This window comes from uncultured Methanobrevibacter sp., assembly GCF_900314695.1.
GTDB lineage: Archaea > Methanobacteriota > Methanobacteria > Methanobacteriales > Methanobacteriaceae > Methanocatella.
Genome location: NZ_OMWD01000005.1, coordinates 1 through 14,112, shown reverse-complemented (window position 1 = coordinate 14,112; position 14,112 = coordinate 1). Strand labels below are relative to the sequence as shown.

The 14,112-nt window shown below is 32.1% G+C and carries 18 protein-coding genes; 5 read left to right on the top strand and 13 right to left on the bottom strand.

All coding sequences use genetic code 11. The features are described 5' to 3' along the window. Positions 1 to 36: 36 nt before the first annotated feature. Both QZN45_RS02125 and QZN45_RS02120 read left to right on the top strand, forming a co-directional pair. Complete coding sequence (locus QZN45_RS02125; RefSeq protein ID WP_296810803.1) at positions 37 to 1,488, top strand: sodium-dependent transporter; 1,452 nt, start codon at positions 37 to 39, stop codon at positions 1,486 to 1,488. 58 nt (positions 1,489 to 1,546) lie between these two features. Then, positions 1,547 to 2,590, top strand: coding sequence for an aldo/keto reductase (locus QZN45_RS02120; RefSeq protein WP_296810800.1), 1,044 nt, complete (start codon positions 1,547 to 1,549; stop codon positions 2,588 to 2,590). Between the two features lie 113 nt (positions 2,591 to 2,703). Here QZN45_RS02120 and QZN45_RS02115 read toward each other — a convergent pair whose 3' ends face one another. The 4 genes from QZN45_RS02115 to QZN45_RS02100 form a co-directional block, all read right to left on the bottom strand. Then, positions 2,704 to 3,204 (bottom strand): DUF308 domain-containing protein, encoded by a 501-nt coding sequence (locus QZN45_RS02115; protein WP_296810797.1) that lies wholly within the window; start codon positions 3,202 to 3,204, stop codon positions 2,704 to 2,706. A 196-nt stretch (positions 3,205 to 3,400) separates the two neighbouring features. Then, entirely contained in the window at positions 3,401 to 4,339 is a 939-nt protein-coding gene (locus QZN45_RS02110) for a bile acid:sodium symporter family protein (RefSeq protein ID WP_296810794.1), read from the bottom strand. A gap of 109 nt (positions 4,340 to 4,448) precedes the next feature. Beyond that, on the bottom strand, positions 4,449 to 5,225 hold the full coding sequence (locus QZN45_RS02105; protein WP_296810791.1) for a DUF389 domain-containing protein: 777 nt from the start codon (positions 5,223 to 5,225) through the stop codon (positions 4,449 to 4,451). 378 nt (positions 5,226 to 5,603) lie between these two features. Next, positions 5,604 to 5,993, bottom strand: coding sequence for a hypothetical protein (locus tag QZN45_RS02100; RefSeq protein ID WP_296810789.1), 390 nt, complete (start codon positions 5,991 to 5,993; stop codon positions 5,604 to 5,606). Between the two features lie 120 nt (positions 5,994 to 6,113). On the opposite strand from QZN45_RS02100, the gene QZN45_RS02095 reads away from it, so the two are divergent. Both QZN45_RS02095 and QZN45_RS02090 read left to right on the top strand, forming a co-directional pair. After that, positions 6,114 to 6,344, top strand: a complete 231-nt coding sequence (locus QZN45_RS02095) for a PRC-barrel domain-containing protein (protein ID WP_292605586.1) — start codon at positions 6,114 to 6,116, stop codon at positions 6,342 to 6,344. Between the two features lie 21 nt (positions 6,345 to 6,365). Beyond that, positions 6,366 to 7,253: a radical SAM protein gene (locus QZN45_RS02090; RefSeq protein WP_296810785.1), complete on the top strand. Its 888-nt coding sequence runs from the start codon at positions 6,366 to 6,368 to the stop codon at positions 7,251 to 7,253. A gap of 4 nt (positions 7,254 to 7,257) precedes the next feature. On the opposite strand, the gene QZN45_RS02085 is transcribed toward QZN45_RS02090, so the two are convergent. Together QZN45_RS02085 and QZN45_RS02080 are read right to left on the bottom strand one after the other, a co-directional pair. Beyond that, positions 7,258 to 7,680 carry an RNA-binding protein gene (locus QZN45_RS02085; RefSeq protein ID WP_296810782.1) on the bottom strand — a complete coding sequence of 141 codons (423 nt, stop codon included), beginning with the start codon at positions 7,678 to 7,680 and terminating at the stop codon, positions 7,258 to 7,260. 26 nt (positions 7,681 to 7,706) lie between these two features. Beyond that, positions 7,707 to 8,264 carry a 50S ribosomal protein L15e gene (locus tag QZN45_RS02080; RefSeq protein WP_296801925.1) on the bottom strand — a complete coding sequence of 186 codons (558 nt, stop codon included), beginning with the start codon at positions 8,262 to 8,264 and terminating at the stop codon, positions 7,707 to 7,709. Positions 8,265 to 8,484: 220 nt separating this feature from the next. Here QZN45_RS02080 and QZN45_RS02075 point away from each other — a divergent pair, with 220 nt between their 5' ends. Continuing rightward, positions 8,485 to 8,886, top strand: coding sequence for a DUF3795 domain-containing protein (locus QZN45_RS02075; RefSeq protein WP_296810779.1), 402 nt, complete (start codon positions 8,485 to 8,487; stop codon positions 8,884 to 8,886). A 157-nt stretch (positions 8,887 to 9,043) separates the two neighbouring features. Here QZN45_RS02075 and QZN45_RS02070 read toward each other — a convergent pair whose 3' ends face one another. The 7 genes from QZN45_RS02070 to QZN45_RS02040 all read right to left on the bottom strand — a co-directional run. Beyond that, entirely contained in the window at positions 9,044 to 9,343 is a 300-nt protein-coding gene (locus QZN45_RS02070) for a DUF2149 domain-containing protein (RefSeq protein ID WP_296810777.1), read from the bottom strand. Positions 9,344 to 9,348: 5 nt separating this feature from the next. Beyond that, the gene (locus QZN45_RS02065; RefSeq protein WP_296810774.1) at positions 9,349 to 9,990 is read right to left on the bottom strand and encodes a MotA/TolQ/ExbB proton channel family protein; all 642 of its coding nucleotides are present in this window, start codon (positions 9,988 to 9,990) and stop codon (positions 9,349 to 9,351) included. Continuing rightward, positions 9,987 to 10,628: a peptide ABC transporter permease gene (locus tag QZN45_RS02060; RefSeq protein ID WP_292605599.1), complete on the bottom strand. Its 642-nt coding sequence runs from the start codon at positions 10,626 to 10,628 to the stop codon at positions 9,987 to 9,989. Before QZN45_RS02060 ends, QZN45_RS02065 begins: the two co-directional genes overlap by 4 nt. Positions 10,629 to 10,838: 210 nt before the next feature. Beyond that, positions 10,839 to 11,411: an FmdE family protein gene (locus QZN45_RS02055; RefSeq protein ID WP_296810866.1), complete on the bottom strand. Its 573-nt coding sequence runs from the start codon at positions 11,409 to 11,411 to the stop codon at positions 10,839 to 10,841. A gap of 6 nt (positions 11,412 to 11,417) precedes the next feature. Continuing rightward, a complete protein-coding gene (locus QZN45_RS02050) occupies positions 11,418 to 12,221 on the bottom strand; it encodes an ABC transporter ATP-binding protein (protein WP_296810770.1) in 804 nt (267 codons plus the stop codon). Further along, positions 12,212 to 13,225, bottom strand: coding sequence for an iron ABC transporter permease (locus tag QZN45_RS02045; protein ID WP_296810768.1), 1,014 nt, complete (start codon positions 13,223 to 13,225; stop codon positions 12,212 to 12,214). The genes QZN45_RS02050 and QZN45_RS02045 overlap by 10 nt, the downstream gene beginning before the upstream one ends. A 7-nt stretch (positions 13,226 to 13,232) precedes the next feature. Beyond that, the coding region (locus QZN45_RS02040; RefSeq protein ID WP_296810765.1) for an ABC transporter substrate-binding protein at positions 13,233 to 14,112 on the bottom strand (880 nt) is incomplete at its 5' end.

Sequence of the window (14,112 nt, the reverse complement as noted above, 5' to 3'; positions counted from 1 at the left end):
GAATACAACAACCCCCATTAACGAAGATGGAAAAAAATGAACAAAAACTCTCAATGGAATTCAATATTAACATTCGTAATAGCCATGATAGGCCTAACCATAGGAATAGGAAATATCTGGAGATTCAGTTATGTACTGTATTCCAATGGAGGAGGTTCTTTTTTTATACCATATATAGTTGCAATTTTAATTATGGGAATTCCCTTTTTAATTTTAGAATATGGACTGGGATTTAGTTTTAAAAGAAGTTTTTCCAATTTAATGTACAATATTCGTCCTGAATTTGAAATTATAGCATGGATGGTGGTTTTATCTGTATTCATCGTCGTGATTTATTATATGGTTATTTTAGGTTGGGACTTTGCATATCTGTTAAATAGCTTTAATTTTGGATGGGGAAATGACCCCTCATCATTTTTTACAAGTTATGTTGGAGGAAGTTCAAATTTATCCTCCTCAACTACAATAATATTGCCCACACTTATTTGTACATTAATATTATGGGCAATCTTTTGGGCAGTATCTATTAAAGATGTAGATAAGGGAATCGGTAAACTATCTACCATTTTAATGCCATTATTATTTATCATAATGATTTTTATTCTTGTTTATGCATTTACTTTACCCGGTTTTCACATGGGAGTAACCACATTGCTTAACCCAAATTGGTCAGCACTTTTAAACATAAATGTTTGGCTTGCAGCATTTGGGCAAACCATATTTACTTTAAGCATTGGACAGGCAATGGTATATACATATTCAAGTTATCTGCCTAAAAATACTAAATTGGTGGATGAAGTGTTGATTGTTGTTGTTACAAACACATTATATGAGATTTTCATAGCTTTTGGAGTATTTTCAATACTTGGATATATGTCTTTAAACTCTTCAATACCTATGGATGAACTAATTAGTGAAGGTACAGGATTGATATTTATCATATTCCCACAGATATTCAACACAATGGGAATGATGGGACATATTATTGCCCCATTATTATTTTTATCCATATTGTTTGCCGGATTTACATCTTCTTTTGCACTCTTTGAACCTTTGCTTTCATCCTTATGTGATAAATTTGGATGGAGCCGGAAAAAAGGAGTTACAATACTTACAATTGTTGCATGTGCAGGCGCCATTCTTTTTTCAACAGGAATCAGCAGTTATTTAGTGGAAATAGTGGATATATTTGTAAATAATTTTGGAATATTAATCTTAATCGGTGCTCAAGTCATAATCTTCGGATGGTTTTATGGTGTTGAAAAAGTCATTCCAGTATTGAATGAATTTTCAACTTTAAAAGTTGGAAAAACATGGATTTTCACATTAAAATATTTATTACCTATCCTATTAATTGGTATTTGGGCATTTGGACTAGTAGACTTATTTAATAATAATAACTCATTTGAAATAATAGTGGATATAATCATTACAATCATCATTGTTGGATTTTCTGCTGCATTTACCAAATTGAACCCTAAATCATGATTTTGGTAAAAATTTAATTAACAATGTTTTTAAAGTAATTTCTTAAAAAATAATAATCATGAAATATATTAAACTTGGAAATTCAAACCTTAATGTTAGTCGAGTGTGTATGGGATGTATGGGTTTTGGCGATCCAACAATAGGAATGCATACCTGGACATTACCGGAAAAAGAATCAATTGAAGTGATTAAAAAAGGATTGGAGAATGGAATAACTTTTTATGATACCGCAATCGGTTATCAGAACGGCACTTCTGAACAATATCTTGGAAAAGCAATTGACGAGCATGCCAATCGTGAAGATATTGTAATTGCAACCAAATTCCTGCCTAGAACTGAAGAAGACATTAAAAACAATGTTTCAGGTCAGCAACATATCCATAATCTTGTAAACAAAAGCCTGGACAATCTTCAAATGGATTATATAGACTTATACATTTATCACATGTGGGATTACAATACTCCCCTTTATGATATTCTGGAAGGTCTAAACGAAGTGATTGAAGAAGGAAAGGTTAGATATATTGGTATTTCCAATTGTTTCGCTTGGCAACTTGCAAAAGCAAATGCCTTAGCTGAAATAAATGATTTTAGTAAATTTGTATCCATTCAAGGCCATTACAATCTAATTTTTCGTGAAGAAGAGCGTGAAATGCTCCCATTATGTAAAACTGACAATATTGCATTAACCCCATACAGCGCACTTGCATCCGGAAGGCTCTCAAGGTTGCCTGGTGAAGATTCTAAAAGATTACAGGAAGATTTCTATGCAAAACTGAAATATCAAAACACAGAAACACAAGATTTAGAAATAATCAGAAGAGTAAATGAAATATCAGAAAAATATGATGTTTCAATGACTGAAGTTTCACTTGCTTGGCTTTTAGAAAAAGTTACCTCACCTATAGTCGGTGCAACTAAAATGCATCATGTAGATGGTGCAGTTAATGCAGTGAATTTAAAATTATCCTCAAAAGACATGAATTATCTTGAAGAACCTTACATAGCCCATGATCTGGTTGGAGTAATGGCTGACAATAAGGTTTCAGCAAGTGATGACGATAAAGTATGGCAAAAATATACAAAAAATAAAGTACGATAATTCTATACTCTTTAAAGCATAGAATTCATGATTAAAAAATCCCCAACATCATTGACTGAGGCATTTCAAAGTGTTTTTGAATCCTCCCTTCCAGAGGGAGGTTCAACACGAAATTAGTTTATTTCAGTAACATCTGTTGCAAAACAAATTATACCTTCCATAATCAGACATATTCCAACTAGAATTGCAGTATATAACGGTTGTGCGATTGCGAATGTTGCAATGAAAAAAGATATTATACCTAAGATGAAAATCAAAGCAGCTGCAACTTTTGACATTGTTTCGGATTCTAACAAAACACCAATTATACCAATCAATATCATTACAAATGAAATTAAATAAAATTGGAATGCAACGAGGAAAGATAATGCGTCTATTTTATAAACAAATAGTAATCCAAATATTACTGCACAAATTCCAAGCAATATTTTAAGTGCTGAAAGATGTGTCGCTCGACTCTGTGCAGAAAATCCATCAATAATAGCGGCGAATCCAAATGCCATCAATGATATTCCTGCAATCAGAGACACCACTTCTGCACTAACTATTGGGCAAACCATGAAAATTATACCCAATATTATATATAAAATTCCAAGAACTTTCATATAATTCATAATCAATCTCCTTTTAATTATTAAAAAATATTGTCCGCAATTATATGACAACAGCAAAAAAAAAAGACTATTGAAATAAATGCTAAATATAATATTTATAATTTAATCGTAATAAAGTTTTTTTGATGAAAATGATTCCGAATAATGAAATGAATGTTTAAGACTTAAAATTATCTAAAAAATCAACAAAAACAAATCATAGATATCTTCTAAATACATATGCAAGAATTGATCCTGCAAGATTCTGCCAAACAGAATAGAGTGCACCCGGAACCGTTGCTTGAGACAAGTTTGGAAAATGAGTCTTTGCAAGACCTGTAGACAATCCAGAATTTTGAAAAGCCAACTCAATGGCCACAGTAATAATCTGTTTCTTATCCATTCCCGCCAAATAGCCAACTCCAAATCCAATAAACATTGCAAGGAAATATTGCAGAACAATAACAATAATTATTATTGCAGAAGATGTCAAGATAGCTTGTTTGTTAACACCAATTACACCTGCAACAATCAAACAAATTACAATTGAAGATATTCCTGGTAAATAATCTTTCAACTTCTCACAGAAATCAGGGAATCTGTAATTTAACAGTATTCCTAAAATAATTGGAATAATGACAATTTCAATAATTGAAATAAACATGTCAACAGGATTGAAATTAATTTGATTGCCTATTAGCAATAAAGTAATCAATGGAGTTAAAATTGGTGAAATAACAGTAGACACTGCAGTTAAAGACACAGATAATGCCACATCCCCCTTGGAAAGAAATGTGATGACATCTGAAGCAGTTCCTCCAGGCACAGTTCCGACTAAAATAAGCCCGACTGTTAATGCATCATTTAAAGAGAAGACTCTTGCAAGAAGAAATGCAATAATAGGCATTATAACATATTGTGCCGAAATACCCACAGTAATCTCTTTTGGATTTTTAAATACATTAACAAAGTCCCCTAATTTTAAAGTAGTTCCCATTGTAAAAAGAACTATACCCAAAAGCAAATTCAATATATTTATGCCATTGAAATTACCTAAAACCCATAGAAATGCATTTGGATAAATTAAAGAAATAACAACAGCCAGCAAGACTATTATGAAAAAATATTTTTCAATGAATTTAAAAATCCTTTTCATGATTAAAAATATTGACTTAATGTATTAAAAAAATTATCATTTTGCCAAAGAAAAAAAAGAAAATAAGTTAACATTAGTTGTTAACCTGAAAGTAATCCAAAATACAGTACTATTGAATCATCGCATAAACCGCAATGATACTTGGTAACGCAATGATAATAGTATTACGGACCATTCTCCAACGAAGTATTTTCCATTGTTTTTGTGTAATATCCTTATTTTTTGGAATTTTCAAAACACTAAGAATAATTCCCGCTGACAAGAAAATGAAATAAGCATTGAGAATAAATAGATATCCTGCTCCAAGGAGCATATCCCATCTTCCATTTGCAATCGAATAGCCACAGGTACATAAAGGCGGCATAAGAGCAGTTGCAATTGCAACACCTGGAACAACAGTATTCACTTTGTCATCACGAGTTTGTCCGATGATTCCTGCAAGTCCACCAAAGAATGCTATTAGAACATCAAAAAAAGTAGGGGATGTTCTTGCAAGCAATTCTACTGTTGGTTCTTTAACCGGAGAGAGGAAAAAATAAATCATTGCTGCAGAAACACTGATTACAATCTGCACACCAAAACCCAACGCATGTTTTCGAAGAAGAGGATAATCTCCAGACACTGTTGCATATGCGGAAGCAAGAATACTTCCCATTATAGGTGATATCAGCATTGCACCAATTATCACTGCTGTTGAACTCATATTGAGACCAACAGAAGCAATTACCATTGCACATACAAGAACACACATATTTGTTCCGGTAACTTGCCCACCATCCAAGAGACGTGTGCGGATTTCCTTATATGATGCCGAATCCTCTGATAATGAAAACATCTTTCTGATTCTTCCAGTTACTGTTTCATTTTGATCTTTTTCTATACTCATAATGCCATTCCCTTTATCTCACTAAATATTGATATTTAACCATCCGAACTTGAATTGAACTACCTCAACTTTATAGATTTGAGGATTCTTACTTCACGAGCCGTATACTCTTATGAGTATAGGATTACCGTGCAATCCCCATTGCCCCAAAGGTTCAGAAATATTTAATTAATATTGCTTTTTAAACTTGGTCATCTTTGAAAAAGTTTAATTTGATTTTATCATTGTCATTTATTATTTTTGTTATCTTATTATTTAAATTTCATCAAAAAGCATTAGAAAAGTAGTGCCTACATTAGTGCAATTCATCATGACTTAAGGAAGTCCTGGTATTCTTGCACATTTAAGATAAAGTGCTTAAGCCGACATGACATGATTTCACTTGGCAACGACAGTAACATTACCTTCATATCTGCATTCCTTGTATTTACCATCACCAGCAAATGTGAAATCACCATAATAGTTTCCATCACTTGCATTGGCTAGATATTGTGCATTATCAATTGTAAAACTACCATCATCCTTTGTTGTTACATCAACCAAAGTTCCCATTTGATAACCTGGCTTATGATAAGTTATTGTCTTGTTTGCTACACCCTGACCATAAGCATCCACCAACATCCCTGAAAAGCTTCCATTTTGAGCCACTTCTGTCTCATTAATCATTATAAATGTTGAAACATTATTATTATATTGGTACCAGAAAACACTAATGCATACTACAAAGGCCAAAAGTATAATTATTAAATATTTACTTTGTTTTTCCAAAATATCACCTTAATCATACATAACTTTATAAATGAAAAAAGTTTAAATTAAATAATATTCAAAATAATATTACTATTAAATTATATGTTAAAAAAAGTAATTATAACTTTAGGTGAAAACATGAAAATCAAAGAACTTTTCTTAAAACAAGTATTAGACAAAAATGCAAATGATATTGGAAGAATAGATAATGCAGATTTTGACAATGAAACAGGTGAAATAAAAACTTTAGACATTGCATTGAAAAAGAACATACTATCTAGTACAAATATCACCAAAATTAATTACGAAGATATTGCAACAATTGGAGATTACATTATTTTAAAAATTGAAATAAATTACGAAGAATAAAATAAAAAGCAGGTGTTTTATATGGTCGATGCAATTTTGGATAAATGTCAAAAAGGAAAAAACCTTTCCAGTTTAGACTATGAAAAATTGCTTACACTCGAAGATGAAAATAAGATAAATCAATTGCTAAATTCAGCCAAAACCATTCGAGACAAATACTCTAAAAAAGTCTTATTAACTCCAACATTATCAATTAAAGATAAAACTTGCGAAAAGTTATTAGCATGTATTAAAAGAAGCGAAGAATTGGATATTCCTCGAGTGAATTTTTTTAGACAATATGAAACTGATGAAGACGTTATAAATGCCTGTAAACTTGTTAAGGAAAATACAAACCTAAAGACACATGTAAGCATAAGCGGAGAATTTTCATTTGAATCAATTGAAGAATTGTCCAATATAGGTGTTGATACAATTTGCTGTAACCTATCAACAGTGAATAATGAAGTATTCCTAAACAATCATCCAAAAGACACATTAACTCAAAGAATTAAACTTTGTCAAAACATTTCCAAAAACGGAATAGGATTATCATCAGGATTAGTTTTGGGAATTGGAGAAGAGATTCCAGATAGATTAAAACATCTAAGATTTTTAAGCAATTATAGAACACTTGAAGAAATACCTATCATAAATTACAATACATACCCAGATCTTCCAACCAAAGAAGAGCAGATTATCCCCCTTATGGAACATCTAAAGACAATTGCAATTACACGTATAATGTATCCAAAAATTACCATTACAGTTCCACTTTCCCAATATAAACTGGAATATGGTAAATATTACCTCGATGCAGGTGCAAACAGTCTTGTAACAAACGATATTTTAAAATATGAAATATTTAAAGAAATTTTAAATATGATTGATGAATGCGGCTTAGAAATTGCAACTACCACATTTAAATGAATAATCATGAATGGCTTTCAATAGCTTCGCGCACCTTGTCAACTGCAATCTGTTTTTTTGCAGGAAATGCAGCAATTTTAACCTTAAGATGAATCGCATCACCCTTATCCAGAATTGTCCATTTTTCATCAAGAGCATCATCCTTATCGAATCTTAAAAACCAGTTACCTTTTTCATCGATTTTAAGCTCTAAATCATCATTCAATTTTTCTAAATCAACACTGTCCAAAAGTGTTTTAAAAAAAGTCTTTGTGTATCTTTTTTTGGATACAACACCAGATAAAATTATTATTTTATCTTCAAGCAATCCTTCAGCCTCTTCAGCTTCAATATCGGCTTCAGGAAGAATATTTAAAATAGATTGAGTTATTTCATCAATACTTTCATTTTCATAAACGAAAGCCCTGAATTTTATATTATGAATCATTTTAATCAAAAAGGAATGAAGAAAAATTAAATTTTTCTTCTTCTAGCTTGTTCTGAGCCTTTTCCTTTAGATTTGATTCCACGTCCTTTATTACCAGCACTAGTTAAGCCTCTGAGAGCTCTGTTAGTGTGTTTTTTGGAGCAAATCCAATTGATTTTTTTATCATTAATGATAGAAGGACTTTGTGGATCTACTAAAATTACTTCATAATATTTATATCTACCGTCAGACCATACCCAATAAGAGTTTAAAACTTCTAAGTTAGGGTATTTTTTGCCTACACGTTCTTCAGCAATTCTTTGAATGGATTTTGCTTGGGTAATTTTGTTTACACCCATTCTTTTAGGTTTACGACCGTTGAAGTGACGGGTTTTTCTTCTTCCACCACGTCTTACTCTGGTTCTTACTAAAACGAAACCTTTTTTAGCTCTGTAACCTAAACTTCTAGCTCTGTCGAGTCTAGTTGGTCTTTCAATTCTTTGAACTGCTTTTTGTCTTCTCCATTTAGGAGCTCTTTCCCACATGAGTTCACGTACGTAAGACTCATCAGGGTTTTTCCATGCGTCTCTAATATATTTATACATAAATAACACCTTTTTGTTCAGCCACAAGGGCCACATCCATATGGGAACTTATCCCCAAAAAAAGTATTTTAGCACTGCTATAAAATAACAGTAATCAAATATTTGTTTTATGTATTTATAAAGGTATCGTAAAAATAAGAAAAAATTACCCTTTAAAGAAAATTTTAAATTTAACAAACCTTAAAATTATGTATATAACTTTCTTAAGGAGGACTAACTTATGAAAATGCCTGATGAAATCGATTCAAAATTACTTGCACCATGCGGCATCAATTGCATTAGCTGTGAAAAATATCAAAATCCATGTGCAGGATGCTTAATAGGTGATGATGGGAAAAGCAAAGCCAGTTTAAAGTGTAAAATAAAAAATTGCTTTGATAAAAAGAATTTCAGCTATTGTGGCAGATGCAGTGAGTTTCCATGCCCCATAATGAAAAAGCACTCAAAAAAATATGTCAAAAGGCATGATTTAAACACACTTGAAAGTGCCAAACGCATTAAGACAACAGGAATCGGCAAAATGATGGTGCAAGATATGGAAAAATGGTCATGTCCAGAATGTGGAGGAGTTGTAAAATTCCAAACAAAAACATGTAGCGAGTGCGGTTCCAAAATTAATTAAACCAAATTATCGATTAATTATTTGATATGAAATACCTTCAATATCGACTTTAAAAATATCCCACATTAAAATTATTGTACCTTGCTTGAAAAAAAATATTTAAAATTAATGACATGTATATGAAATGATAGTTTAGGAGCAAAATTACTCCTAAATATTAGCTCGACACCATTACCAGTTCGCCGGTAGTCGGATCCTGATATACTTTTCCAACTTCACTGTATCCACTGTCTTCCATCCCACTAGCATTAGTGTAATTTTGGGAAAATGTGTCTGCTGTTGAAACATCTTTAGTTGATTGAGTTTGAGTAATCATATCCGGATTGACAGCCAACGCCATGATTGCAAAAATCAAAAACCCTAAAGCAAGGACTAGCATTGCATCTGAAAGGTTATTTAAACCACTCATCGGATCATCATCAACAGATTCCGAAATTCTTCTTCTTTTTCTAAGCATCCAAATCACCATTTGTTTATAGTTTCAAGCACCGCTTCAGCAACAGTTTCAACATCAATCAATTCGCTTTCATACCATTGCTTTTTATATTTTGAAATTAAAAAAGAAAGCGCACCTACAGTCAATCCAGTAACAGTAGTATCAAAAGCAATTGTCAAAGATTCTGCAAGAGTTGCAATATCTCCACTGCCTAATGCAGCAAGTCCAGGACCCAATGGAATTAATGTACCTAAAAGACCCAAACTAGGACCCACACGAACCAATATATCAGTCTTATTAGTTTTTTTAATCAATCTAGTTTCTTGAGCAGAGATTAATTCACTGGCTAACGCTTTTCTTGCATCAGGACCAATATCATAATTATCTGCAATTCTTGTCAAAACTTCCTTTTGATAATCAAACAGATTACTATTTGCAATCTCTTCTTTCATCTGATTGACATTAGTTGAAAAAGAAATTTTCCTTATCAAATCTTCCAAATCTTTAGATTTGATTGGTTTTCTAGAAATATATTCATTAATTAAACCACCGAAAGACAAAATAACAATCACAATTGAAATTACAAGCAATACAATAACAGGAGTTAAAAGGCTTTCGGATAAAATGTGAATTAATGAAGTTAACGTTTCAGTTCCTTGAATTATCATGAATTTCCTCCTTTACTATCATTTATGAACACACCAATGACCAAAACAGCAATAATTGCGATAATAACATAAATTAACTGATATGTAGGAGTTAAAATTAAAAATGGACTGAACATCGAATAATCCAAATTTAAAGTAGAGTTATATGTCAATGCAAAAATTAATGTCAATATAGAAAATAAGCACATATACTCCCCAATTATTACAGAATATTGCCTTTTTGCATGATGCAATAATTTTGAAAGTTGATAAACAACAAATAATATAATAAATACACATAAAGAATATAAAATCATTTCTAAATAATTTAAACTTGTTTGTGAACAGAACAATGTCAATGAAATGATAAACAATGCCAAAACAGAGTACAATGCAAGTTTGAAGTTATTGTTTCTAATGAAATAGAAAATTACGAAAAATAATATGAGTGAAATGATTAGAAAAATGTAGCTAAAATAATCCACTATGAATATATTTAAGTAAACAGAGACATTTAATATTATAAATACTACGATAGAAAAAAGTATTGAAGTTGCAATCAATTTTAAATTGTTGATCTTAATGTTTCCCATCAATAATGCAATATTGCCTGTAAACAATACCAGCATTACTATTAAATACCCCCCAATTAAATCCATTATTCCGACCTATACTCTTTATACAATTAAATATTAATCAACATGAATATATAAACATATCGTAATGAATAATTTAAAAATAAATTAATAAACAAATAATTGCCAATAAGTAAAATTAAATAAATAAAATAAGTATTTAATAGATTAAATAAAAAATTTTGATTAAAACTTAAAAATAAGAAAAATTATGATGAATAAAAAATAGCAATATCATTCATCAATAATTTCGTAATAGGAACCTTCAGCACAAGACCTGCAAACAGGTTTTCCACCTATGAGCTTATGGCGACCGTCAGATACCTTTTCACCACAAACCGAACAGAATGTGGTTGTGTAAGGTTTACCCGGCATATCACCTCTTGACAATTCAATTTTTACTTTTTGAACACTGAACAACTCTTCAGGAGGAGTTCTTCTGAAACGAGCAATCATTTCATCTTTTGTTTCTTCATCTTTGAATTTCTTGTTTGCATCTGCATCAGTAATTCTTAAGGCTTCGCCAGTATCCTGATTGTAGAACGTTGCTGCAAATTTACCATAATACATTTGTTTCAATGTTCTTTTACCCATTGAACATCCAGTTACTGATTGAACTGCGTCAGACATACACCTGTCTATTTCCAAAAATACTATCAGGTTTTTGTGTCTTTCATTTAAAGGCATTCCAAGCAATTCCAGCCCATACATTGCAAGTTTTGTTCCGATTGCAATTCCCCCGCAAATATGGCCGTGAAAATCACGGGCTTTTGCCAATTGTTCATCATAATCTTTTTCATTCATAATATCACCTTATAAATCTAGTTTTAAATTTGTTTTCATTGGTACACATACTTTTCTTTTATCATCCAATTCCATTAATTTAACATCAATTGAATAAGCCTTTTTTAAGTTATCTTCAGTTACAACATCATCAGGCGCTCCAAAATCTATGAATTTTTTATTTTTCATGATTGCTACTTTTGTTGAGCTTAAAAATGCATGATCAGGAAAATGTGACGACATTATAATCGCCAATCCACTTTTTGACAGATTGTCAATAATTTCAAGAAGTTTAATCTGATTTCCAAAGTCCAAGTGTGAAGTCGGCTCATCCAGTATCAGAATGTCAGGTTTTTGACATAAGACTCTAGCCAAAAACACCAGCTGACGTTCACCACCACTTAAATTGGTATATTCCTTATCTTTCAGATTTTCAATTCCTAAAGTTTTTAAGGTATCTTCAGCTATTTTAACATCCTCCTCCTTAGGAGAATCTGTTAAATTAAGATAAGGCGCTCTCCCCATCAACACAACGTCAAATACTTTAAATGGAAAAGAAGGTACATGCGATTGAGGAATGTAACCAATATGCCTTGAAATTTCCCTAAATGATAGTTTTTTCATATTTTCACCATTAATGAGAATTTCACCAGAACCAATTTCATGCAATCCATTGAGACATTTGATTAATGTGGTTTTTCCAGTACCGTTTGGTCCCAGAATACATAATACATCACCTTGGTTAATGCAAAAGCTGATATCTGAAAAAATTTCCTCATCATCATATGAAAAGGAAATATTTTTTACTTCAAACAATTTTGTATCTACGACCATTCTGAATAACCCCTTTTAAGTAAGTATAAAAATATTGGAACACCAATAATTGCTGTTAAAATGCCTATTGGTATTTCAATCGCTATGACTGCCCTTGATATATTATCTATCAACAATAAGAAGCTAGCTCCCAAACTCAAAGAAGCCGGAAGAAGTACCCTATTGTCAGGACCTACAATCATACGTGCCATGTGAGGTATTATCAAACCAACCCATCCGACGATTCCACTTATGGAAACTGCAGCTGAAGTTAACAATGTGCAACCGGCAATTATCAGCAATCGTATTCTTGAAGGGTTCAAACCTAATGACTGTGCTTCCTCATCACCCATTGCAAGCAAATTCATATGCCATCTCAAAAGCAACAATATCACAAGGCCGATGATTACGGGAATTAAAATCATGAGCAATTTGTCAGCGTTTATGGAAGCCAAAGAGCCCATTAGCCAATATACAATTTCAGGCAGTTTATCATCAGGATCTGCTATAAACTTAATTGCAGAAATTAATGAATTGAAAAATGCGGATATTGCAACTCCAGATAAAACCAAAACTAGTATCCCACCGGCTTTATAAGTTCTTGATATCAAATAAGTAGTTGCAACAGAAATCAATCCAAAGACAAATGCAAATATCTGGGTGACAATGTTTGCACCACTTAACAAAATAGCCAATGCCGCCCCAAATCCAGCACCGTTTGAAACTCCGAGCAAATCAGAGGATACCAAAGGGTTTTTGAATATTGACTGAAATGCAGCTCCAGAAATTGCAAGACATGCTCCAACGACAATTGCTCCAAGAATCCTTGGAAGCCTTATTTCATAAACAATTGTTGTTATTGTAGAGTTCACTTCCAATTGTGGAAATATTGGACACAATATTGTATTGACTACATCAATGGGACTTATTGGGTATCTCCCTATTAAAAATGAAGCGAAAAACAAAATTATTGGAAAAAAGATTAAAAGTATGATACTTATAATCTCTTTTGTTTCTTTATCCATAAAACCACTACAGATTTGATTCCTTAAGTCCTGAATCTAATAAAATTTGTTTTGCATCATCATCACTCAAATCAATATGATAAAAGTTGGAATAAAACTCTTTGGTTGCATCTTTCATGTTGATGTCCTTATAATCATCAGGATAAAGAACCTTTGCAGTCCATGGCACACCAATAATCATGTTTGCTCCAACAGGCCTATCAAACCATTTGAAAGGAGATTGCGGTGACAGGTAAACTTCCTTATTTTTGACCGCATTGATTTTGCCCCAATTGGAATCATTATAAACATGTGAATAGAATTCAGGATCATTTGTAATAATCTTATCAGGATTCCAGCTTATTACCTGTTCCATTGAAACCTGAACACCAGCTGTCGTATTTCCCTGACTGACAGAATCTGCAACATTTTTTCCACCGACCAAATCAATAAGTTGTCCATGGGTTGAATGTGAAGGATTGGTTTGAAGACCGTCATCACCTTGAGCATAATAAACCGTTTTTTTATTGCTGTCAGATAATTTAGATGATTTATCATGAACCATATCAAGATATTTATTGTTGAAGTCATTGAGCTCTTTTGCTTTGTCTTGTGCTCCAACAACTTCCCCCATAAATGTTATTGATTCCCCAATCTTTTCAACATTTGTTGTATCATTTACTGCAACAACAGGAATTTTACCAAATTTATCCTGACGTTCTTTAACTGTTGACAAATCGCCATCTCCACCTTCATCGATAGATTCAATTACAATATCCGGTTCGGATGCAATAAATTCCTCATAACTGCCATCTTGAGAACCATACCACCCACCAACAACAGGATAATTATGGTATTGGTTAGGCACATATTTTAACTCATCATCAGTCCATTGGAAGTTGACAGCT

Bases quoted from the DNA above. Each gene is read 5' to 3' on its own strand.
- QZN45_RS02125 (WP_296810803.1), top strand. From the start codon at position 37: ATGAACAAAAACTCTCAATGGAATTCAATATTAACATTCGTAATAGCC.
- QZN45_RS02120 (WP_296810800.1), top strand. From the start codon at position 1,547: ATGAAATATATTAAACTTGGAAATTCAAACCTTAATGTTAGTCGAGTG.
- QZN45_RS02115 (WP_296810797.1), bottom strand. From the start codon at position 3,204: ATGAATTATATGAAAGTTCTTGGAATTTTATATATAATATTGGGTATA.
- QZN45_RS02110 (WP_296810794.1), bottom strand. From the start codon at position 4,339: ATGAAAAGGATTTTTAAATTCATTGAAAAATATTTTTTCATAATAGTC.
- QZN45_RS02105 (WP_296810791.1), bottom strand. From the start codon at position 5,225: ATGAGTATAGAAAAAGATCAAAATGAAACAGTAACTGGAAGAATCAGA.
- QZN45_RS02095 (WP_292605586.1), top strand. From the start codon at position 6,114: ATGAAAATCAAAGAACTTTTCTTAAAACAAGTATTAGACAAAAATGCA.
- QZN45_RS02090 (WP_296810785.1), top strand. From the start codon at position 6,366: ATGGTCGATGCAATTTTGGATAAATGTCAAAAAGGAAAAAACCTTTCC.
- QZN45_RS02085 (WP_296810782.1), bottom strand. From the start codon at position 7,680: ATGATTCATAATATAAAATTCAGGGCTTTCGTTTATGAAAATGAAAGT.
- QZN45_RS02080 (WP_296801925.1), bottom strand. From the start codon at position 8,264: ATGTATAAATATATTAGAGACGCATGGAAAAACCCTGATGAGTCTTAC.
- QZN45_RS02075 (WP_296810779.1), top strand. From the start codon at position 8,485: ATGAAAATGCCTGATGAAATCGATTCAAAATTACTTGCACCATGCGGC.
- QZN45_RS02070 (WP_296810777.1), bottom strand. From the start codon at position 9,343: ATGCTTAGAAAAAGAAGAAGAATTTCGGAATCTGTTGATGATGATCCG.
- QZN45_RS02065 (WP_296810774.1), bottom strand. From the start codon at position 9,990: ATGATAATTCAAGGAACTGAAACGTTAACTTCATTAATTCACATTTTA.
- QZN45_RS02060 (WP_292605599.1), bottom strand. From the start codon at position 10,628: ATGGATTTAATTGGGGGGTATTTAATAGTAATGCTGGTATTGTTTACA.
- QZN45_RS02050 (WP_296810770.1), bottom strand. From the start codon at position 12,221: ATGGTCGTAGATACAAAATTGTTTGAAGTAAAAAATATTTCCTTTTCA.
- QZN45_RS02045 (WP_296810768.1), bottom strand. From the start codon at position 13,225: ATGGATAAAGAAACAAAAGAGATTATAAGTATCATACTTTTAATCTTT.